This window comes from Microlunatus parietis (genome assembly GCF_013407955.1).
GTDB classification, from domain to species: Bacteria; Actinomycetota; Actinomycetes; order Propionibacteriales; family Propionibacteriaceae; genus Microlunatus; species Microlunatus parietis.
On record NZ_JACCBU010000001.1, the window covers coordinates 6,273,215 to 6,292,175 of the forward strand.

General features: G+C 71.2%; 22 protein-coding genes. 8 read left to right on the top strand and 14 right to left on the bottom strand.

What is annotated here, in order from left to right:
* Window positions 1-110: 110 nt before the first annotated feature.
* Window positions 111-1,118 (bottom strand): sunset domain-containing protein, encoded by a 1,008-nt coding sequence (locus BKA15_RS30200; protein ID WP_179757322.1) that lies wholly within the window; start codon window positions 1,116-1,118, stop codon window positions 111-113.
* A gap of 356 nt (window positions 1,119-1,474) precedes the next feature.
* On the opposite strand from BKA15_RS30200, the gene BKA15_RS30205 reads away from it, so the two are divergent.
* Together BKA15_RS30205 and BKA15_RS37080 are read left to right on the top strand one after the other, a co-directional pair.
* Window positions 1,475-1,999: a peptidylprolyl isomerase gene (locus BKA15_RS30205; protein ID WP_179757324.1), complete on the top strand. Its 525-nt coding sequence runs from the start codon at window positions 1,475-1,477 to the stop codon at window positions 1,997-1,999.
* 9 nt (window positions 2,000-2,008) lie between these two features.
* Complete coding sequence (locus BKA15_RS37080) at window positions 2,009-2,866, top strand: rhomboid family intramembrane serine protease (RefSeq protein ID WP_179757326.1); 858 nt, start codon at window positions 2,009-2,011, stop codon at window positions 2,864-2,866.
* Here the strand turns inward: BKA15_RS37080 and BKA15_RS36665 are convergent.
* The 5 genes from BKA15_RS36665 to BKA15_RS30230 all read right to left on the bottom strand — a co-directional run bounded on the left by BKA15_RS36665 (window position 2,859) and on the right by BKA15_RS30230 (window position 5,211).
* On the bottom strand, window positions 2,859-2,981 hold the full coding sequence (locus tag BKA15_RS36665; RefSeq protein ID WP_281385332.1) for a hypothetical protein: 123 nt from the start codon (window positions 2,979-2,981) through the stop codon (window positions 2,859-2,861). The genes BKA15_RS37080 and BKA15_RS36665 overlap by 8 nt on opposite strands.
* On the bottom strand, window positions 2,978-3,577 hold the full coding sequence (locus tag BKA15_RS30215; protein WP_179757329.1) for a hypothetical protein: 600 nt from the start codon (window positions 3,575-3,577) through the stop codon (window positions 2,978-2,980). The genes BKA15_RS36665 and BKA15_RS30215 overlap by 4 nt, the downstream gene beginning before the upstream one ends.
* A gap of 60 nt (window positions 3,578-3,637) precedes the next feature.
* Complete coding sequence (locus BKA15_RS30220) at window positions 3,638-4,099, bottom strand: hypothetical protein (RefSeq protein ID WP_179757332.1); 462 nt, start codon at window positions 4,097-4,099, stop codon at window positions 3,638-3,640.
* A gap of 3 nt (window positions 4,100-4,102) precedes the next feature.
* Window positions 4,103-4,381: an Lrp/AsnC family transcriptional regulator gene (locus BKA15_RS30225; RefSeq protein WP_179757333.1), complete on the bottom strand. Its 279-nt coding sequence runs from the start codon at window positions 4,379-4,381 to the stop codon at window positions 4,103-4,105.
* A gap of 596 nt (window positions 4,382-4,977) precedes the next feature.
* Window positions 4,978-5,211, bottom strand: coding sequence for a hypothetical protein (locus BKA15_RS30230; RefSeq protein WP_179757335.1), 234 nt, complete (start codon window positions 5,209-5,211; stop codon window positions 4,978-4,980).
* Between the two features lie 116 nt (window positions 5,212-5,327).
* Between BKA15_RS30230 and BKA15_RS30235 the strand changes: the two genes are divergently transcribed.
* Genes BKA15_RS30235 through BKA15_RS30245 form a run of 3 tightly spaced genes read left to right on the top strand, consistent with a single transcriptional unit; the run spans window position 5,328 to window position 7,128 of the window.
* A complete protein-coding gene (locus tag BKA15_RS30235) occupies window positions 5,328-6,005 on the top strand; it encodes a DUF4166 domain-containing protein (RefSeq protein WP_179757337.1) in 678 nt (225 codons plus the stop codon).
* The gene (locus tag BKA15_RS30240; protein WP_179757339.1) at window positions 6,002-6,679 is read left to right on the top strand and encodes a TetR/AcrR family transcriptional regulator; all 678 of its coding nucleotides are present in this window, start codon (window positions 6,002-6,004) and stop codon (window positions 6,677-6,679) included. Before BKA15_RS30235 ends, BKA15_RS30240 begins: the two co-directional genes overlap by 4 nt.
* A gap of 5 nt (window positions 6,680-6,684) precedes the next feature.
* Window positions 6,685-7,128 carry a DUF1990 family protein gene (locus BKA15_RS30245; protein ID WP_218871640.1) on the top strand — a complete coding sequence of 148 codons (444 nt, stop codon included), beginning with the start codon at window positions 6,685-6,687 and terminating at the stop codon, window positions 7,126-7,128.
* Window positions 7,129-7,287: 159 nt separating this feature from the next.
* On the opposite strand, the gene BKA15_RS30250 is transcribed toward BKA15_RS30245, so the two are convergent.
* Entirely contained in the window at window positions 7,288-7,971 is a 684-nt protein-coding gene (locus BKA15_RS30250; RefSeq protein WP_179758788.1) for a dihydrofolate reductase family protein, read from the bottom strand.
* Window positions 7,971-9,032: a phosphotransferase enzyme family protein gene (locus BKA15_RS30255; RefSeq protein WP_179757343.1), complete on the bottom strand. Its 1,062-nt coding sequence runs from the start codon at window positions 9,030-9,032 to the stop codon at window positions 7,971-7,973. Before BKA15_RS30255 ends, BKA15_RS30250 begins: the two co-directional genes overlap by 1 nt.
* A 47-nt stretch (window positions 9,033-9,079) precedes the next feature.
* On the opposite strand from BKA15_RS30255, the gene BKA15_RS30260 reads away from it, so the two are divergent.
* Window positions 9,080-9,973, top strand: a complete 894-nt coding sequence (locus BKA15_RS30260) for an aminoglycoside phosphotransferase family protein (RefSeq protein ID WP_179757345.1) — start codon at window positions 9,080-9,082, stop codon at window positions 9,971-9,973.
* Here BKA15_RS30260 and BKA15_RS30265 read toward each other — a convergent pair.
* The 5 genes from BKA15_RS30265 to BKA15_RS35115 all read right to left on the bottom strand — a co-directional run bounded on the left by BKA15_RS30265 (window position 9,942) and on the right by BKA15_RS35115 (window position 15,392).
* The gene (locus BKA15_RS30265) at window positions 9,942-10,703 is read right to left on the bottom strand and encodes a class I SAM-dependent methyltransferase (RefSeq protein ID WP_179757347.1); all 762 of its coding nucleotides are present in this window, start codon (window positions 10,701-10,703) and stop codon (window positions 9,942-9,944) included. The two genes, BKA15_RS30260 and BKA15_RS30265, sit on opposite strands and share 32 nt — an antisense overlap.
* A 59-nt stretch (window positions 10,704-10,762) precedes the next feature.
* A complete protein-coding gene (locus tag BKA15_RS30270) occupies window positions 10,763-12,484 on the bottom strand; it encodes a DEDD exonuclease domain-containing protein (protein WP_246322454.1) in 1,722 nt (573 codons plus the stop codon).
* A 193-nt stretch (window positions 12,485-12,677) separates the two neighbouring features.
* Complete coding sequence (locus tag BKA15_RS30275) at window positions 12,678-13,463, bottom strand: DUF4097 family beta strand repeat-containing protein (protein ID WP_179757349.1); 786 nt, start codon at window positions 13,461-13,463, stop codon at window positions 12,678-12,680.
* 7 nt (window positions 13,464-13,470) lie between these two features.
* Complete coding sequence (locus BKA15_RS30280; protein ID WP_179757351.1) at window positions 13,471-14,121, bottom strand: response regulator; 651 nt, start codon at window positions 14,119-14,121, stop codon at window positions 13,471-13,473.
* Window positions 14,109-15,392: a sensor histidine kinase gene (locus BKA15_RS35115; protein WP_218871642.1), complete on the bottom strand. Its 1,284-nt coding sequence runs from the start codon at window positions 15,390-15,392 to the stop codon at window positions 14,109-14,111. The genes BKA15_RS30280 and BKA15_RS35115 overlap by 13 nt, the downstream gene beginning before the upstream one ends.
* 222 nt (window positions 15,393-15,614) lie before the next feature.
* Here BKA15_RS35115 and BKA15_RS30295 point away from each other — a divergent pair, with 222 nt between their 5' ends.
* Window positions 15,615-16,031, top strand: a complete 417-nt coding sequence (locus BKA15_RS30295; protein WP_179757354.1) for a hypothetical protein — start codon at window positions 15,615-15,617, stop codon at window positions 16,029-16,031.
* A 26-nt stretch (window positions 16,032-16,057) separates the two neighbouring features.
* On the opposite strand, the gene BKA15_RS30300 is transcribed toward BKA15_RS30295, so the two are convergent.
* On the bottom strand, window positions 16,058-17,134 hold the full coding sequence (locus tag BKA15_RS30300; RefSeq protein WP_179757356.1) for a LacI family DNA-binding transcriptional regulator: 1,077 nt from the start codon (window positions 17,132-17,134) through the stop codon (window positions 16,058-16,060).
* Window positions 17,135-17,295: 161 nt separating this feature from the next.
* Between BKA15_RS30300 and BKA15_RS30305 the strand changes: the two genes are divergently transcribed.
* Window positions 17,296-18,924: an FAD-dependent oxidoreductase gene (locus BKA15_RS30305; protein WP_179757358.1), complete on the top strand. Its 1,629-nt coding sequence runs from the start codon at window positions 17,296-17,298 to the stop codon at window positions 18,922-18,924.
* Window positions 18,925-18,961: the final 37 nt, after the last annotated feature.

Sequence of the window (18,961 nt, forward strand, 5' to 3'; positions counted from 1 at the left end):
ATCTTGCTCCGGCGTTGATCTTGGTCCGGCGATGATCTTGGTCCGGTCGCCGGTCCGAACGACAACGCGCCGGCGGGAAACCCGCCGGCGCGTCGTGTCCCGACCTCAGGTCACCGCTGGGCGCGGACGAAGCCGGCGGCCTGCGCCGCCTCCTCGCTGTTGAACCACACCTCGGCGATGGTCCGGTTGTAGCCGGCAGCCTCGGGCAGGTGGTACTTCATCGAGCGTTCGTTGCCCTTGATCGTGAAGCCGGCCGGCGGCTCGGCCCCGACGTAGACGCCCTCGCCGTTGTACTTGGCGCGGAGCGCGGCGTCGGGGTCCGACTCCGTGCCCGGCTCGCTCGCCGGCTCGCCCGCGTCGGACTCCTCGGTCACGTCGGCGGGCTCGGCCGAGGAGGCGGCGTAGTCGGGGTCGCCCGGCTCGGCAAGCTCGGGGGAGGTGCTGTCGGCCGTGATGCTGTCGGTCGCGGGGACGTCGGCCGGCTCGTCGGTGACCGCGGCGATCTCCTCGGTCGGCGAGTCGTCGGCAACCCCCACCGGGCCGGTCCCGTTCACCGGCGCCGTGTCGGCGGCGGGACGATGCCCGTTGGCCGCGGTACCGGCCGGCTCCGACCACGGCGAGCTCGGCGTCGGCGGCGTCGGTGCGTACGGAGCCGACGGCCGGGCGGCCTGCCAGCCCTGGTCCGAGCTGCCGAGCAGCTTCTTCACCACGACCGCAGCGACCCCGGCGACGACCGCGACGATCGCGATCCGCTTGATCCAGCGGCCCTTCTTCTTCGACTTCTGTTCCTTGATCGGCTCCAGCTCACCCTTGGCGGCCTCCACCACGGCCCGGCCCCGCTTGCCGGCCTCGACGACCACCTGGCTGCCGGCGGCGGCGTTCAGCGCCTCGGTCAGCTTCGGCAGCAGCTCCTCGTTCATCCGCAGTCGGGCGGCCTCAACGGCCGGTGAGACCCGCTCCAGCGCCTCGTCGAGCCGCGGGCCGAACTTCTCCACAGCGTCATGCGCGGCCTTGGCCCCGCGCTTCCTGGCTTCCGCAGCGTACGGTCCGACACGTTCGACAGCCTGCTCCACGTACGGATTGACCCGCTCGAATGCCGACTGGGCGAGGGGCGTCACCCGTTCGGCGGCAGACTGGGCCAGCGGCCCAACCCTGTCTGCGGCTGACTGCGCGAGCGGCCCTACTCGATCGGCTGCGGTGTGGACCAGCGGTCCAAGTCGGTCAGCGGCCGCGTGAATCGCATCGTCGGCGGCTGGTGCAACCAGCTTTCGGGCGGCTTCCACGCGGTCGGAATTCTTGCGCTTCACGATTCCTCCGTTGGGTCACCTACAGCTCCTGTCCGGAGCATCTCTACACCGTACCGTTACCCACTGGCCGGTGGTCAGAACCCGGCGGGGTGAGCTGAGCGCTTGGCCTGGCATGACAGGATGGCGCACGCGACATCAGACGACGACCAGACGAAGGGGGCCATTCCGTGCCGCAGCAGACCGCCATCCTGCACACCAATCACGGCGACATCACGCTGAACCTGTTCGGGAACCACGCGCCGAAGACCGTGCAGAACTTCGTGGGCCTTTCCAACGGGACCCAGGAGTACGTCGACCCGGAGTCCGGGCAGAAGACGACCGGCCGCTACTACGACGGCCTGACCTTCCACCGGGTCATCGACGGCTTCATGATCCAGGGCGGCTGCCCGCTCGGCACCGGCACCGGCGGCCCCGGGTACGAGTTCGGCGACGAGATCCACCCGGAGCTGCAGTTCAACCGGCCGTACCTGCTCGCGATGGCCAACCGCGGCCCCGGCACCAACGGCTCCCAGTTCTTCATCACCACCGGGCCGCAGTCCCACCTGAACCGCAAGCACACGATCTTCGGCGAGGTCGCCGACCAGGCCGGCCGCGACGTGGTCGACGCGATCGGCAAGGTGCCGACCGGCCGGATGGATCGCCCGGTCGAGCCGGTCGTGATCCAGTCGGTCGAGATCAGCGGCGGCGAGTAGGACCGATAGGTGGCCGGACCCGACTTCACCGCGCCGGCCGATCCGGTCTGCTATCGACACCCGGACCGGCCGACCGGCATTCGCTGCCAGCGCTGCAGGAAGCCGATCTGCGGCGAGTGCATGAACACCGCGTCGGTCGGCTTCCAGTGCCCGCGCTGCGTCAGCGCCGGGCAGCAGACGACCCGCACGCCGCGTTCGCTGTTCGGTGCCAATCTGCGGGCCGGCGGCGGCATCGTCACCAAGGTGCTGATGGGCATCCTGGTCGCGACCTTCCTGCTCGACCTGCCGACCGGCGGGCTGGTGTCGGCCGTTCTCGAGATGGCCGGCTACTACATCGAGACGGGCCAGTTCTGGCGGCTGCTGACGTACGGGCTGATCACCACGGGATCCGGATCGTTCTTCGCGATCCTCGGCCTGCTGATGAACCTGCTGGTGCTCTGGATGGCCGGCCGCAGCCTGGAATCGGAGCTCGGCTCGGTCCGGTTCGCGGCGCTCTACCTGATCGCCGGGCTGGGCGGGGCGACCGTGTTGTTCCTGGTCGCACCGACCAACTACGGGTTCGCCGGATCGACCACGGCGCTGGTCGGCCTGCTCGGCGCGAACGCGATCTTCAAACGGCGGACCGGCGAGGACATCCGGCCCGACATCACCCTGCTCGTCCTGCTGGTGCTGCTCAACATCCTGGCCGCGTTCAACTCGCTCGGCTGGATCGGCCTGATCGGCGGGATCGTGGTCGGAGCGATCGCCGGCGCCACGATCGCCTACGCGCCGCGGGACCGGCGCGGGACCTGGGAGGCCGTCGGTCTTGCCAGTGTCGCGGCCGCCTGCCTGGTGGCGATCGCGGCGAAGCTCGTCCTGTTCAGCTGAGCGGGAGCTTGATCGAGACCGATTCCGGTCCGTCGAAGCCGTGCCGGAAGACGGTGCCGAAGCTCAGCTCGGCCTCGTCCGCGCCGGCCGGTAGCGGTGACGTGAAGACGATCACGCCGTTGACCGTCGCTCCCACCGGTACGGTCTCGCTCCAGCGGCTGCGCAGCGGCAGTGAGCTCGCCTCGGCCGTCGTGTCGCGGCGGTCAGCAGGCAGTTCCGGTAGAGCGGCAGGTCCACCGTGTTGTCGGTGCGGTTCGTCACGGCCAGCCGGACCCGGGTGAAGTCGCGGGTGACGACGACCTCCCGTACCTGGAACCGGAGCCCGGACCGGTTGACGGCGACCGGTTCGTCGAGTCGGTTCACGCCGTCCTGGGTCGCGGTCAGGAGCTGGAAACCGGTCCGAAGCCCCAGCCCGACCACCACCCCGGTGCCGGCCAGCAGCACCAGGACCAGGACCGCGACGCCCACCGTCCGGCCGCGCCGGACCGGCCGAGCTCCGTGCGGCGGCGGGATCTCGGGCCGGTTCAGGTCGATGCCGATCTTGATCATGGCGAAGCCGAAGGCGACGACGGCCGGCAGCACCCAGCGCAACAGTCCGGTGTCCGACTCGGTCAGGTAGCTGGCCAGCGTCACGGCGGTCAGCCCGGCGGCCTCGACGCCCAGGGCGATCAGCACCGCCGGCCAGACCACGACCCGCCGCCCGCCCGCCATGGCTGGAGGATAGGACCGCCGGAGCGGGCTTCACCAGGGGCGAACGCCACTGTCGAAGGGTCAGCCGGCCGGAATCGTGGGTACGTTCAGCGGCTGCATCGGCGGGGTCAGCCAGAGGGCCAGGATGACGCCGACGGTGACGATCAGGGCGACCACGGCAACAGCGGTGATGATCAACAACACCCGGGTGGGCAGCCACGGCACCGGATCCGAGACCGGATCGGATCCCGGCGCCGGAGCCGGGTCGGCCGCCGGCGCTTCGTCCGTGGCGACGGCCGGTCCGCCGAGATCGAGCGGCTCGGCCGCGGAGGATGGCAGGGCCCGCTGCGGGGTGGGCGGCTGCTGGGACCGGTCCGGCGGCGGGCCGCTCGGCTGCTGGGCCTGCGGTCGGCGGGGCGGCGGCTGCGGCGGCGGAGGCGGCTGCTGCGGAGGCGGCTGCTGCTGCGGAGGAGGTGCCGGAGGCTGCTGCGGTGCCTGCGGCAGGTCCCAGGACCAGGGCTCCGGCGGCTGCTGGTTCGCCATCGCTCAGTCGGTGCCCAGCGCGAAGGCCGAATCGAGGTCGTGCTTGGAGTAACTGCGGAAGGCGATGTGGGTCTCCGTGCTCTGGACGCCGGGCACCTTGTTCAGCCGGTCGGCGACGACCTGGGCGATCTCGTCGTGGTCGCGGACCCGGACGATCGCGATCAGGTCGATCTGGCCGGTCACCGAGTAGACCTCGCTGACCCCGTCGAGCGCGGCGAGCTGCTCGGCAACCTCGGGGATCCGGGCCACATCGGCCTTGACGAAGACGATCGCGGTCACCATCGGCGCTGCTCCTCGGGCGAAGTCGACATGGCGCTCAGCCTAGTGGTGCCCGGCCCACCGGGGTGAGCCGCCACGGGCCGGAGAGCGGACGACCCGCGCTCCACACGAATGCCACGCGGCAATGGTCGAACCGTGGAGGAAGGACGAGACGCTCACCGGGGCCGCACTCCATCTTGAGCGATTGCTCAATACATCTGCTAGATTCATCTTGAGCGATCGCTCAAGCGGTGCGAACCGGGAGGTGGCATGGCACTCCTCGTCGAAACCGTGATCGCGGCCGATCTCGACCTGCTCTGGCAGCGGACCCAACGCCCGGACCAGCACCAGCGCTGGGATCTGCGGTTCGGTTCGATCAGCTACCTGCCGCCCGACGGGCCCGGCACGCCGCAGCGGTTCCGGTACGCGACCCGGGTCGCGCCGGGCCTGGTGATCGCCGGCACCGGTGCCACGGCCGCCGACCGGCGGCATCGCGACGGCGGCGCGATCTCCGTGCTCCGGTTCGGCTCGCCGCACCCGTACTGTCCGATCCGGACCGGCCAGGGTTACTGGCGCTATCGGCCGGACGGCGGCACGGTCCGGTTCCGCACCGGGTACGACTACCAGCCGCGCTGGGGCCGGCCCGGCCGCTGGGTCGATCGGTTGCTGGTCCGGCCGCTGCTGGCCTGGGCCACGGCCTGGTCGTTCGACCGGCTGCGGCTCTGGTGCGAGCGCGGGATCGCGCCGGAACGGTCGCTCCGGCAGGCCTGGGCCGAGGTCGCCGTGCGCGCTGCGGCGGTCGCGCTGGCGGTCGGCCTGGTCGTCGCACTGCGCTCGCCGTACCCGCTGATCATGGCGGTGGCCGCCGTTGGCCTGCCCTGCTGCCCACCACGCCGGCCGCCCGCCGGTGCCACTACCACGCGGCCGGCTGTCGCTGCCGCCGAGCCGCCGTACCGACGAAGGAGTGAAGGTGACCTCGATCTTCCAGAAGGCCATCGGGGCCGACTTCGACCGGCTGCACCCGCAACTGCGGCGACGCTTCTCGGTCGGCCTGGACAGCGGCGAGGCCTGCATCGGCCGCGGCGTGATGGAGCGGGTCTGGCACGGCCGCGGCTTCGTCCGGCCGTTCCTCGCCCTCGGCGCGACCCGGCACATCCTGGTCCCGCAGGCCGGCGCGGGCGTGCCGTTCCGGATCGACAACTTCCCCTATCTCGACCGGTACGGCCGCGAGACCGTCACCTTCGCCCGCACCTTCAGCTTCCCTGGCAACCGCGAGCGGCACTGGGACGCGACGATGATCCACAGCCCGGCGCGCGGTTGCATCGTCGACTATCTCGGCACCCATCAGCATCTGGCCAGCGACATGCACCTCAGTGCCGAACCCGACGGGTCGCTGCTGATCAGGTCCGGCGAGCACCGGTTCCGCGAGGGCCCGGTCGACCTGCGGGTGCCCGGGCTGATCGGCGGCGACGCCGAGGTGCGGGAGTCGTACGACGACGCGACCGGCCGGTTCCGGGTCCGGGTGCGCGTGGTGAACCGGTGGTTCGGGCCGCTGTTCGGCTATCACGGTACGTTCGACGCCGAGTTCGTCCGGGTCACCGAGGCGCCGGGCCGGCTCCGACCCGTACGTGAGGAGGCCCGCGCGTGACCGAATCGAGAACGGCTGCGACCCGGGAGCGGCTGCTCGCCGGCACCCTGACCTGCCTGACCGAGCAGGGGATCGCGAAGACGTCGGCCCGGACCATCGCGGCCGCCGCCGGCGTCAACCAGGCGCTGATCTTCTACCACTTCGGCACCGTCGACGCCCTGCTCGCCGCCGCCTGCCAGCACGCCGCCGAACTTCGCGTCGCCCGCTATCGGGACCGGCTGGCCGGGGTCGGCTCGCTGGCCGAACTGCTCGACCTCGGCCGGGCCATCCATGCCGAGGAGCAGGCCGACGGCAACGTCCGGGTGCTGGCCCAGCTGCTGGCCGGCGCCCAGACGAATCCGCAGCTCGGCCCGGCGACCGCGGCCGGTCTCCGGCTCTGGATCGACGAGATCGAGACCGTGGCGGCCCGGCTGATCGCGGACACCCCGCTGGCCGGGCTGGTCGATCCGGCCGGGCTGTCCCGCGCCGTCGCCGCATCCTTCATCGGCCTCGAGCTGTACGACGGCGTCGACCCGGACGGCAGCGCCACGGCGTTCGCCGCCCTTGATCAACTGACCGCGCTGGCCGCACTGCTGGACGACCGCAACCCGGTGATCCGCCGCGCGATCACCGCGGCGCTGCGGCGCGGTTTGCGGAAGAGCGGCAGGGCGGACCCGGAACCGCGGCGCGGGTAATGATCATGAAAGACCGCCGGTCCGAGGCGAGCGCCGTGATCGGGACCGGCGCCGAGATCTGGGACCGCGCCGCCGCGGACCTGCTGCGCTGGCGGGTGAAGACCGCGAGCGGGTTCCGGGTGGACGACGACCGCCCGGTGGTGCCCGGCCGGCGGGTCATGATCACCGCCCGGCTGTGCCGGTTCGCCGTGGTCGAGCCGGTCGAGGTCGTCGCCGTCATGACCGAGCCGGACCGGGTCGGCTTCACGTACCGGACCTTGCCGGGCCACCCCGTCTCCGGCACGGAGTCCTTCGTGCTGGACCGCACCGGCGACGAGGTACGGCTGACGATCAGTTCGATCACGCGGCCGGCGCCGCACCAGCCGTGGCGGGCCCTGCACCCGTTGCTGCGGATCGCGCAGTACGTCGTCCGGCGCCGCTACCTGCGCGCGCTCTGCTCATCCGTCTAGTGTCGTGCGTCCCTAGTTCCTTGACAGGTGGCGGTGTCCAGGTGCGTGCATCGCCAGGCCGACGAGGAAGACATATCGGGTCATATATCGACTGAGGAGAACGCCGCGAGGTGCGTGCCTGGGCGTCGCCAACTGTTAAGGAACTAGGGACGCACGACACTAGGTGCTGGTGGTTCGGCGGTAGATCAGGTGGGTGACACCGGTGCGGGTGATGATCTTGGGATCGGCGAAGTCGACGGGCGCGTCGGTGACGCCGTCGAGCATGCGGGTGCCGCCGCCGAGGAGGTGCGGCACAAGATCAACTCGGAGTTCGTCGAGGAGGCCGAGGTCGAGGGCCTGGCCGACGATGCTGCCGGGTCCGATGCCGACGTCCTTGCCATCGGCGGCGGCAACGGCCTGCCCGATGGCCGACTCGATGCCGCCGGTGACGAAGGTGAACGGGGTGTCGGTGTTGACCCACCCGGTGGGCGGTCGATGGGTGACGACGAAGGCCGGCAGCTTGCCGGCCGGGTGCGAACCGCCCCAGCCGTTGGTGTCGTCGAACTGGCGCCGGCCGACCACGAAGGCCCCGGTGCGATCGACCAGGTCCTGCAGGTAGGCGGCGGTTGCGGCCGACGTGCGATAGGTGAGCCGGTCCGGCTGCGCCGACGGAGTCTCGACGTCACCGGCTGTGCACCAGGCGAAGAGGCGGTCGAATCCTGAGTTGTCGGGTCCGGCGATGTAGCCGTCCAGTGAAACGATGCCTGCGCGATGATCTTGGCCATGGTGGACCTCCGAAGGTTGGTGGCGCTGGTCGGATAGACCAGCGGGCGACCGAGAACTCGGCGGGTCTCGTCCGGTCATCACGGCGAAGACCCTGGTGGGGCAACCATGGCGCGGCCGAGGATGTCGATCAGCTCGGCGCGATGCCTGCCGATCCAGCGCTCGGTCCGTACGGCGTCCGGGATCCGGGCCGCGACGTCCTCCACCGAGACGGCACCCCTCCGCCACAAGCCGGCCCGCCAGCCGACCGCGCCCAGCGCCCGGGCCATGATCAGCTCGGGGATGATCATGATCTCGGCGGGGTCCAGCCGGACCGCCTCGGCGTAGCCCCCGACCAGAGCCGTGGTCCTGGTTCGCCAATCGGGGTCGTGCAGGTAGCCGCTCTGGTACAGCAGGATGGTCAGGTCGAACACCCGCAGGTCGCGCCCGGCGAACTCGAAGTCGATCACGCCGGTGATCCGGATCGCCGGATCGTCGATCGCCAGCAGGTTGTAGGCTCCGACATCGCAGTGGATGATCTGCACCGGCAGGTTCGCGGTACCGAGCGGGCTGCCGGAATGATCATGAAGCCAATCGACCTGATCACCGGGCAGGCCGGCGGCGGCGAGCGCCGTGATCATCGCGTGGTCCAGCCCGGCCCGGCCGACGTCCGTGCTGAGCCAGTCGAACGGAGCATCCTTCGCCGGTACGCCAGCCAGGGCCGCATCGAGCCGGCCCAGGGCGCGCCCGGCCGCCCGCGCCGTGTCGTCCCGGCCGAGATCGGGACGCTGTCCCTCGATCCAGTCGATCAGGCTGACCGCACCCCAGCGGGATTCGATCACGGTCGCTCCGTCGCGCGTCGGCCGTGGCGTCGGCACCCGGAACGGCAGGCCGGCGGCAGCCAGCCGGGCCAGCAGCCGGTGCTCGGCCAGCACCCGATCATGATCAAGAGTCTGATACAGCCGGAGCACGGCGATCGGCCGGTCGGCGACGACGATCCGAGTCAGGTTGTGGGTCCCTCGGGGCGGCGGTCGCAGCCGGACCTCGCCGACCGGCCAATGCCGGTGCACCAACTCCAGCAGGGCGTCGTCGTCCGGCGGGCTGATCACGACGGGTGAGTATTCCCGAACGCCGGCCCGCCCGGCCAGGAAGATCGTCTCCAACCGACCTCGCCTGTGCCGCCGGCGCCGACCCCTCCTAAGGTGACGGAATGCTTCAGCCCGAGACCGAGTGGCGGCAGCGCGTTCCCGAGCTCGTCGCGCGCTATGCCGCCCGGTGGGAACTTGATCTTGGTGAGCCGTTCGGCGGCGGCAGCGCGGCCCACGTCGTCGCGGCGACCACCGCCGACGGGCAGGACGCGGTGCTCAAGCTGTCGCTGCCGCACCGGGAGGCGCGGGGCGAGGCGGCGGCGCTGCGCTGGTGGGCCGGCGACGGTGCGGTCCGGTTGCTCCGGGAGGAGCCCGCGGACTACGCGCTGCTGATCGAGCGCTGTCGGCCGGGCGTCCCGCTGACCGCCGCCGAGCAGCCGCCGCGGACCAGGCTGACGGTGGCGGCCGAGTTGCTGGCCAGGGTCTGGCGGCACGGGATCCCGCCGCCGGACTCCGGGATGGAACGACTCACCGACGTGGCCGCGGAGTGGGCCGACCTGGTCGAGGAGCGGCTGCGGCAACTGGCGCCGCCGTACGACCGGAGCCTGGTCGCCCGCGGCGCCGAGCTGCTGCGCACGCTGCCGCACACCGGTGACCGCGAGGTCGTCGTGCACGGCGACTTCAATCCGGGCAACGTGCTGTCGGCAGCCGACGGCTCCTGGAAGATCATCGATCCGAAGCCGATGATCGGCGACCCCGGTTACGACTTCAGTCCGTTGCTGCTCCAGGTGGACGACCCGTTCACCCACGCCGACCCGGCGCCGGTGCTGCGCGAGCGGGTCGCGTTGGTGGCCGAAATCGTCCAGGTGCCGCCGGACCGGCTGCTCGCCTGGTGCCTCGCCCGGCTGGTCGAGGGCGCGCTCTGGTACGCGGACCGGGGCGAGATCGGGCCCGGCGGGGATGCGATGGACGCCGCCGCCGTGATCAACGAGTTGCTGGCCGGGCGGCCCCGATGAGGTGCCGGGTCGAGTGGGCGACGAACGAGCCGCGGTCCCGGATCAGGGCGTCCAGCCGGCGCAGCTCCGCCTCGTACTTCTCGACCGAGAAGTCGGGCACCCACCAGACGCATTTGCGCAGAATCCAGACCACAGCGCCGACATCGAAGAACTCCATCCGGCAGCGGGCGGTGCGCAGGTCGGTGATGGCCAGCCCGGCCCGCTTGGCGGCGGCCCGTTCGATGGCGGGATCGCGCCCGTCGGTGGCTCCCGGCAGCGGGCCGAGGAAGAACTCGCTCAGCTCGACCACCGATTTCGGCCCGACGTGTTGGGCGAAGTAGCGGCCGCCCGGCGCCAGCACCCGATGGATCTCCGGCCAGTCCGGCCGGATCGGGTGCCGCGAGGTGACCAGCTCGAAGGTGCCGTCGGGGAACGGTAGCGGCCCGCCCTGCTCCGTGGGGTGCACGTCGACGCCGCGCGGGCCGAGCAGAGCGCGGGCCCGTTCGACGTTGGGCGGCCAGGACTCGGTGACGCACATCCGGGCCGGGAACCGCGGCGCCTCGGCGACCACCTCGCCGCCACCGGTGTCCAGGTCGAGCGCGCTGGCGACCCGGCCGAGCCGTTCGGCGAGCAGCCGGGCATAGCCCCACGGCGGCCGCTCCTCGGTCGCCCGGCCGTCGAGCCAGTCGAAGCTCCAGCCCGTCACGTCGGCCTCGGCTGCCTCGCTCACCAACTCCTCGTACGGACGCATGCCGCAGATCCTGCCCACCCGAAGCCGCGCGCGACAACGCCTTTTCAGTTGGGGTCTTTTCAGCCGGGCAGGACGTCGAGCAGCTCCGGCAGCCGCTCGTCGGTCAGCACCCCGTACAACGGCCAGGACCAGTCGCCGTCGATCTCGATGATCCGCACCCCGGGCTGCTCCAGCCAGTCGGCGACCCGCTCCGCCTCCTCGATCCCGGCGGCCGGCAGCGGCCCGATCGGCGGTGCCACCGTCCCGGCGGTCGCGACGCACGCCCGGGCCACCGCCTGCGGCACCTCGTGCGGCCTGGCCAGCGCGGCCCCGGCCAGCCGGCCGTGCCGGATCACGTGGATCTCCCAGTCCCGCTCGACCCGGCGGGCGGCCACGATCTGGGCGCAGCGGGCGATGCTGTTGACCCGGTGATAGCGCCGGCCGGTCCGGGTCAGCGTCGCCAGCCGGTGCCGGATGGTCGCCGCCTCCTCGTACCGCTGCTGGCTGACCAGCCGACGCAGCCGGTGCTGCAAAGCCGCGACGGCCGGCCGGACGTCGTCGCTCAGCGCGGACCGGACCTGGTCGACGATCCGGTCGTAGTCGGCCCGGCTGATCCTGCCGTCGCACGGCGAGCTGCACCTGCCCAGCTCCGCCAGCGCGCAGGACGGCGAGGTCTGGGCCAGCGTGATCCGGGTCGCGCACTGCCGGATCGGGAAGCCGTCGTAGAGCGCCAGCATCGCGTCGTTCGCCGACTGCCGCTGCCGGAACGGGCCGAAGTAGCTGGCCTGGTCGTCGCGGACGGTGCGGACCAGCGACAGCCGCGGGAACGGCTCGGTGGTGATCTTGATCCAGTGCTGCCGCTCCGGGAACTTGGACCGCCGGTTGTAGCGCGGCGCATGGGTTGCGATCAGCCGCAGCTCGCACACCTCGGCCTGCAGCGCCGTCACGCATTCGACCGCCTCGACGCCGGTCGCGACCCGGACCATCTCGTCCATCCGGCGTCGCGACTCGGCAGCGGTGAAATAGGTCCTCACCCGGCGCCGGATGTTGACCGACTTGCCGACGTAGAGCACCTGCTGGTCGTCGCCGTGCTCCGCCACGAACAGGTAGACGCCGGGGGCGTCCGGCAGATCGCTGGCCCAGGACCGCTTGGCCCGGCGGCCCGGCGACACCTTGCGGCTGAACTCGCGCAGGTCCTCGATGGTGTGCACGCCGAGGTTGCCGACCCGCTCGATCAGCCCGTGCAGCACGTCGACGGTGGCCCGGGCGTCGGTCAGCGCCCGGTGGTTCGGCGTGGTGGGGGAGTGGAAGTGCCGGGCCAGCGTGGCCAGCCGGCAGTTCGCCACCTCGTCGGCGAGCAGGATCTGCCGGGCCATCGCCGCCGTGTCCAGCACCAGCCAACGCGGCGCCGGGTAGTCGAACTCGGCGCAGGCCCGGCGCAGGAAGCCGTGGTCGAACGGCGCGTTGTGCGCGACCAGCACGCAGCCCTCGGCGAACGCGAGGAACGCCGGCAGCACCTGGGGCAGCCTGGGCGCGTCGGCGACCATCCGGTTGGTGATCCCGGTCAGCACCTGGATCAGCGCCGGGATCGCCGACCGCGGGTTGACCAGGGTCTGGAACTCGCCGAGCACCTCGCCGCCGCGCACCTTGACCGCGCCGATCTCGGTGATCGCGTCCGCGTCGGTGCTGCCGGTGGTCTCCAGGTCGACCACGCAGAACGTGACCGCCGGCAGCGGCGTGCCGAGCTCGTCGAACGACGGCTGGGCCGCCATCGCGTCGCGAGCCGCCGATCCCTGGACCATGCCGACGACGCTAAATCACACGACTGACATTTCGCGTTGGCCCGGTCTCCGTCTTCCCCACACTTCTTGTCGCTTCCCGCGAGAAGTAACTGTGGGGAAGCGTCAGTTTTTCACGTTACGTGAAAAACTTGGGGCCAGAGTGACCAGTGGGACTGCCGTGCCTCGGATCGCCGCCGATCCGAGACTGAGGGGGTTAGCCGCCGCATTCGATGAACACGCTGCCGTTGCTGGCGCGGGCCCGTACGGTCCGCGGCGCCCGGGGATCGGTCGGGACGACGATGAGGGCCTCATCCCCGGCGTCCGCCTCGACCGCGTACGGCTGGCAGGGTCCGAGGTCGATCCCGATCGTGCCGTTGGTCGTGCTGGCGTCCACGCTGTCCGGCCGGAGCAGTTCCAGCGTGATCTCACTGTTGCGGGTCTTCGCCGACACGGACCGGGCCGACGACTCCTCGACCAGGATCCGGCCGTTGTCGCTCTCGGCGTCGATCGGGCCGGCCGCGTCGGTGATCCGGATCTGGCCGTCCCGCGTGCTCAGCCGGAGGCTGCCGTTGAAGCCCTGCGCCTCGATCGGGCCGTCCCGGTTGGTCGCGATCACGGTGGTGCCTTCCGGGACCTCGACCGACAGCTCCAGTTCGCAGTCGTACGAGGACGAGGAGGGACAGTCGGCGTCGATCCGGCTGCCGTCGTCGGACACCGTGATCTCGGGTACCTCGCCGCTGTAGCTGCCGCTGCCGTAGACCCGGATCCGGCCGGCCGGCCCGGCCCGCAGATCAAGATCAACTCCCGTCCGACCGGCGTCCACGGTGACCGTCGGCACGGCGGCGCGCTCGGTGCTGAACTCGTACGGTCTGGTGCCGGGCAGCAGGTCCTGGCTGATGATCAGCCCGGCGATCACGACGCTCAGCGCCAGCAGCGGCAGGACGATGATCAACATCCGGCGCCGGGTCGGCGTGATCATGGTGGTCGCCATCTCGCTCATCGGGTGATCATCCCGTGACGCCGAGGTAGCGCAGCACGGCCAGCACCCGGCGATGCTCGCCGCCGTCGGGGTTCAGACCGAGCTTGCTGAAGATGCTCGAGATGTGCTTCTCCACCGCGGCCGGGCCGATCACCAGCAGCTCGGCGATGCCCGCGTTGGAACGGCCCTCGGCCATCGCCGCGATCACCTCCCGTTCCCGCGGCGACAGGGCGGCGATCGGGTCGGCGCGGCGGCTCCGGGCCAGCAGTTGCTTGATCACCTCGGGGTCGATCGCGGTACCGCCGGCGGCCACCCGCTGCACCGATTCGATGAACTCCTCGACCTCGGCCACCCGGTCCTTGAGCAGGTAGCCGACCCCTTCGGTCCGGTCCCCGATCAGTTCGGTGGCATAGCGCTCCTCGACGTACTGGGAGAGCACCAGGACGCCGATCTCCGGCCACCGCTGCCTGATCACCAGGGCGGCGCGCAGCCCTTCGTCCAGGAACGTCGGCGGCATCCGTACGTCGACGACGCAGACGTCCGGTTGATCATGGTCGACGGCCCGGAGCAACTGCTCGGCGTCCTCGACGGCGGCGATCACCTCGGCGCCGGCGTCGGTCAGCAGATGCCGTACGCCCTCGCGCAGCAGCACCGAGTCCTCGGCGATCACGACTCGCATGGCAACTCCGCTCTGATCATGGTCGGTCCGCCCGGCGGGCTGTCCACCGTGAAGGTTCCGTCGATTCCCTGCACCCGCCCGGCCAGGCCGGCCAGGCCGCCGCCGGCCGAGAACCGGGCGCCGCCGCGGCCGTTGTCGATCACCTCGACCGACATCCGATTCGTGCCCAGGCGGCCGATCCGGACCGTGATCCTGGTCGCGCCGGAGTGCTTGGCGGCGTTGGTCAGCGCCTCACTGACCACGAAGTAGGCGGCCGACTCGATCGCCGCCGGCGGCCGCCGGTCACCGGTCAGGTCGGGCGTGACGGTGATCTCGGCCGGGATCGGCAGCCGGCCGGCCAGGGCGGACAGCGCCGCGTCCAGGCCGCGGTCGGTGAGGACCGGCGGATGCAGCCCGCGGGTCAGGTCGCGCAGTTCGGTGATCGCGGTCTTGGCGTCGGCGTGCGCCTGGTTCAGCAACCGGATGATCTCGGGATCGGCGTCGGCTCCGGCCGCCCGCAGCCGTACCTTGGCGCGGCCGATTGCCACCGCGACGGCGATCAGCCGCTGCTGGGCACCGTCGTGCAGGTCCCGCTCGATCCGCTGCCGCTCCACCTCGGCGGCGTCCACCACCCGGGCCCGGCTGACCGTCAGCTCCTCGACCCGGCGGGTCAGCGACGTCCCGCCGAGCAGCCGCCGGGCCACCGCGAGATCGACCTCGACCAGCAGCTTGATCAACAACGGGCTGACCACCAGACCGGCGGCGACCGCGCAGGTGCTGACCAGTCCCGCGACCCAGAACGAGTCGACGGTGATCGGGCCGACCGACGCCGACCGGGTCGGGAAGGACGACCAGTAGGCCGGCAGCAGGGCGAGCGTGATCGGCAGTGCGAGCGCCAGTACGACGCCCATCGCCGTGACGAAGGAGAGCGGCAGCCGGACCAGCCAGTAGCCGAGCTGGCGCCAGGTGTGTCGGTTCCGCAGGTAACCCCAGGCTCCGCGGAACGCCGAGGTGGCCGCCGGCGGGTCCGGCCGGGCGATCACCGCACCGGTGCCGGTCGCCAGGATCCGCCGTTGGCTGTCGCCGAGCCGCCAGAGCAGCCGGCCGAGCAGGGCGAACAGTGGGAAGCCGACCACGATCGGCAGGGTCAGCAGGCCGATCGCGGCGAGCAGCAGAACCCCGAGGCCGAGCAGGCCGGTCAGGCCGTCCAGCCAGAGCGTCGCCCCGGCCAGCCACAGGCCGGGCGAGGCCCAGGCCCGGACAGGGTTGGCGGGGATGGCGACACGGTCCACTCCGGCAGCGTAGTTACCGCACGCCTGAGTGCCCATCCGGCAGGCCGACGACCCGACCCTCCGGTTAACCCGACCCCGGAATCCCTCCTCCGATCACCGGTATCCGTCCTTGAATCTCTTCCGCACGCTGACCATAATGTGTGATGTCTCCATAGATTTAGTGTCAGAGGCTCATCGAGAAGGCCAAGCCCTCCCCCTCGCCGCGTACCGAGGAGGTGGTCGATGTCATCGAATCATGCGCACCAGATCGCCGTTCTGCTCCGGGCGAGTCGTGAACTCGACATCATCGGTGACGTGTCCGTGCTGGTGGACAGCCCCGGCGAGCTGGTCGCCTGGGCCGGGCTGCTGCCGTTGCCGACCATGATCATCTGGCGGGCCGAGAAGACCGGCCGCCGGTACGTGTGCCTGACCGCCACCCACCGGGAGGCACCGATCCGCGGCCAGATCATGATCACGCTCGACGGCGATCGGCACCGCGGCCTGTGGCGTCGTCTCCTCGCCGGGCGGGCCGAGCTGCCGCCCGGCACCGAGCACGCCGTCGACACTCGTCGGCTGATCGACGCCTGGAACCCGCTCGGTGACGACCTTGATCATGATCGAGAGGAGACCGGCACCACGGAGGACGAGGCCGCCGGGTAGAACCGGGACTGATCCCGCCTGGGCGCTCAGGCTCGAACCGGCGGCGGTGCCAGGGTCTCGCCCTCGAGGATGCCGCAGCTGAGCCGGGTGCGCAGCGGGCCGCCGGACGGGTCCGCCATCAGCCGCAGCAGAAGCCGTACGGCCTCGGCGCCCATCTCGTAGCGGGGGATCCTCAGCTCGGTCAGGCCGGCGTTCTCCGGGCGGAACTGGGTGCCGCCAAGGGCGATCAGGGACAGGTCGGCCGGGATGTCGAGGCCGCGCTCCCGGGCCGCCGCCCGGAACGGCTCGACGAAGCCGTTGTTCTCCAGGATGACGGCGGTGATGTCGCGCCGGACGATCTCGGCCAGGAAGTCGTCCAGGCTGAGCCGGCCGGGTGTCGGCCCGAGGGAGACGGGCAGCAGTGGCGCGTCCTCGGCAGCGAGCCCGTACTGCTCACGGCCGGTCCGAAAGCCCGTCTGCCGGCCCGGGATCGGTTCGTCCGGCTGCAGTTGCGCCATCGCGATCCGCCGGTGGCCCAGTTCGACCGCCCGGCCGACCAGGGCCGCGGTGCCGCCCACGTAATCGCCGGCGACGTAGGACAGTTCGACGCCGGGGAAGGAGCGCTCGCCGACGAAGACGAACGGGTAGCCCTCGCCGGCCAGCCGGACGATCTCGTCGGTCTGCTCGTTGGTGCCGAGCAGCAGCCCGCCGTCGGCCAGCCGCAGGTGGTTGACCCCGCCGGCGTAGATGGACCGGCGGCGGTCCTCGTTCTTGGCGCCGGTGACCAGCAGCAGGTGGTACTCGGCCTCGTCGGCCGCCTCCTCGATGCCGACCAGGAAGTCGTGGTAGAAGCTCTGCGATCCCAACGGGAACAGGGCTTCGTAGGTGAACACGCCGATCAGCCGGCTGCTGCCGCCGGCCAGGTTGCGGGCCGCGATGTCGGGCACGTAGCCGAGTTCGCGGACCGACTCCATGACCCGGGCCCGGGTCGCGTCGCTGACCCGGATCGAGCCGTAGTCGCGGCCGTTGATCACCGACGACACGATGCCGGGGGAGACGCCGGCGTGCCGGGCCACGTCGGCCTGCGACACCCGCCGCGGCCCGGTCCGAGCCCTGCGTGCCACGTTCGTCCTCCCTCGCCGCGCCGATCTCGAGGCTCTCGTACGACCTCGTCCGTGGATTCTCGCCGAATCGGCGCCGGACAGCACCTTGACGCCGGCCCCGACCCGCTCTTAGCGTATTGCGTAATGCGCTTTATCACTATCCCACGGAGGTGTGGTCACCGATGACGGAGCGATCGACCGAGGTTCTGGTGATCGGCGGCGGACTGGGCGGCGTCGGCGCCGCGCTGGCCGCGCTGACGCTGGGCCGGAAGGTGATCCTGACCGAGGAGTCGCCCTGGCTGGGCGGCCAGGTGACCTCGCAGGCGGTGCCGCCGGACGAGCATCCGTGGATCGAGAAGGAATCGCCGTCGCGGCTGTACCGGCGGTTCCGCAACGGGGTCCGCTCCTACTACCGGCGGACCTACCCGCTGAACGAGGACGCCCGCACCAACGACCTGCTGAACCCGGGCGGCGGCGGGGTGAGCCCGATCTGTCACGAACCCCGGGTCGCGGTCGCGGTGATCGACGAGCTGCTCGCGCCGTACCGCTCGGACGGGCAGCTGCTGGTCCTTCTTGATCATGAACCGGTGGCGGCCGAGGCGGACGGGGACCGGGTCAGCTCGGTCCGGGTCCGGTCCAGCCGGACCGGTGCGGAGTCGATCTTGACCGCACCGTACGTGATCGACGCGACCGAGACCGGCGACCTGCTGGAGCTGGCCGGCGTCGAGCACGTCTACGGGGCCGAGAGCCGGGACGAGACCGGCGAACTGCACGCGGTGGACGGCCCGGCGCAGCCGCTGAACCAGCAGTCGTTCACCTGGTGCTTCGCGGTGGACTACGACCCGGACGGTGATCACACGATCGACAAGCCGGCCGCCTACGACTACTGGCGGGACTACCGGCCGGGGGAGTTCTGGCCCGGCCCGTTGTTCGGCTGGGCGGACGTCGACCCGCAGACCCTGGCGCCGCGCAAGCGGGCGATCTTCGAGGACCCGGATTCCTGGCAGGGAGCGGTGACCCGGGACTTCTGGCACTACCGCCGGATCTTCACCCGGCGGCATCACGAGCAGGGCCGCTACCGCGGCGACGTGACGCTGGTGAACTGGCCGCAGATCGACTACATGGACGGCCCGATCCTCGGAGTCGATCAAGGAACCGTCGATCGGCATCTGGCCGGTTCCCGGGCGCAGAGCCTGTCCTTCCTCTACTGGATGCAGACCGAGGCCCCCCGGCTGGACGGCGGCACCGGCTACCGCGGGCTGCGGCCACGAGGTGATCTGCTCGGCTCCGATGATCAACTCGCACTGCGTCCGTACATCCGGGAATCGCGGCGGATCAAGGCCGAATTCACTGTGCTGGAACAACATCTGGGCGTCCAGGCCCGAGAGGCCGCCGGTCTCCCGGACGGCTCGGAGATCTTCCATGACACGGTCGGCGTCGGGTCGTACCGGATCGACCTGCATCCCAGCACCGGTTCCGGCAACGGGCCGCGCAACTACATCGACGTGTCCAACTACCCGTTCCAGATCCCGCTCGGCGCGCTGATCCCGCAGCGGGTGGACAACCTGCTGCCCGGCAACAAGAACATCGGCTCCACCCACATCACCAACGGCTGCTACCGGCTGCACCCGGTGGAATGGGTGATCGGCGAAGCCGCCGGCGCCCTGGCCGCGCATGCGCTCGACACCAACCAGACGCCGCGCGCGATCCGTAACGACCCGTCCCGGCTGGCGGAGTTCCAACGCCTGCTGGCCACCACCCTCGACACCCGGCTGGCCTGGACCGACCAGGTCCGTGCCACACGGCGGTAGCCGTTTGCCGGGTCATCCATAACCACATCGGAGTGAA

Coding starts and splice junctions, on each gene's coding strand:
- BKA15_RS30215 (WP_179757329.1), bottom strand. CDS start 3,577: ATGGCGGGCGGGCGGCGGGTCGTGGTCTGGCCGGCGGTGCTGATCGCC.
- BKA15_RS30220 (WP_179757332.1), bottom strand. CDS start 4,099: ATGGCGAACCAGCAGCCGCCGGAGCCCTGGTCCTGGGACCTGCCGCAG.
- BKA15_RS30225 (WP_179757333.1), bottom strand. CDS start 4,381: ATGGTGACCGCGATCGTCTTCGTCAAGGCCGATGTGGCCCGGATCCCC.
- BKA15_RS30230 (WP_179757335.1), bottom strand. CDS start 5,211: ATGATCAGCGGGTACGGCGAGCGCAGTGCGACGACCAGGCCGACCGCC.
- BKA15_RS30245 (WP_218871640.1), top strand. CDS start 6,685: ATGAAAGACCGCCGGTCCGAGGCGAGCGCCGTGATCGGGACCGGCGCC.
- BKA15_RS30250 (WP_179758788.1), bottom strand. CDS start 7,971: ATGACCGGACGAGACCCGCCGAGTTCTCGGTCGCCCGCTGGTCTATCC.
- BKA15_RS30260 (WP_179757345.1), top strand. CDS start 9,080: ATGCTTCAGCCCGAGACCGAGTGGCGGCAGCGCGTTCCCGAGCTCGTC.
- BKA15_RS30265 (WP_179757347.1), bottom strand. CDS start 10,703: ATGCGTCCGTACGAGGAGTTGGTGAGCGAGGCAGCCGAGGCCGACGTG.
- BKA15_RS30270 (WP_246322454.1), bottom strand. CDS start 12,484: ATGGTCCAGGGATCGGCGGCTCGCGACGCGATGGCGGCCCAGCCGTCG.
- BKA15_RS30275 (WP_179757349.1), bottom strand. CDS start 13,463: ATGAGCGAGATGGCGACCACCATGATCACGCCGACCCGGCGCCGGATG.
- BKA15_RS30280 (WP_179757351.1), bottom strand. CDS start 14,121: ATGCGAGTCGTGATCGCCGAGGACTCGGTGCTGCTGCGCGAGGGCGTA.
- BKA15_RS30295 (WP_179757354.1), top strand. CDS start 15,615: ATGTCATCGAATCATGCGCACCAGATCGCCGTTCTGCTCCGGGCGAGT.
- BKA15_RS30305 (WP_179757358.1), top strand. CDS start 17,296: ATGACGGAGCGATCGACCGAGGTTCTGGTGATCGGCGGCGGACTGGGC.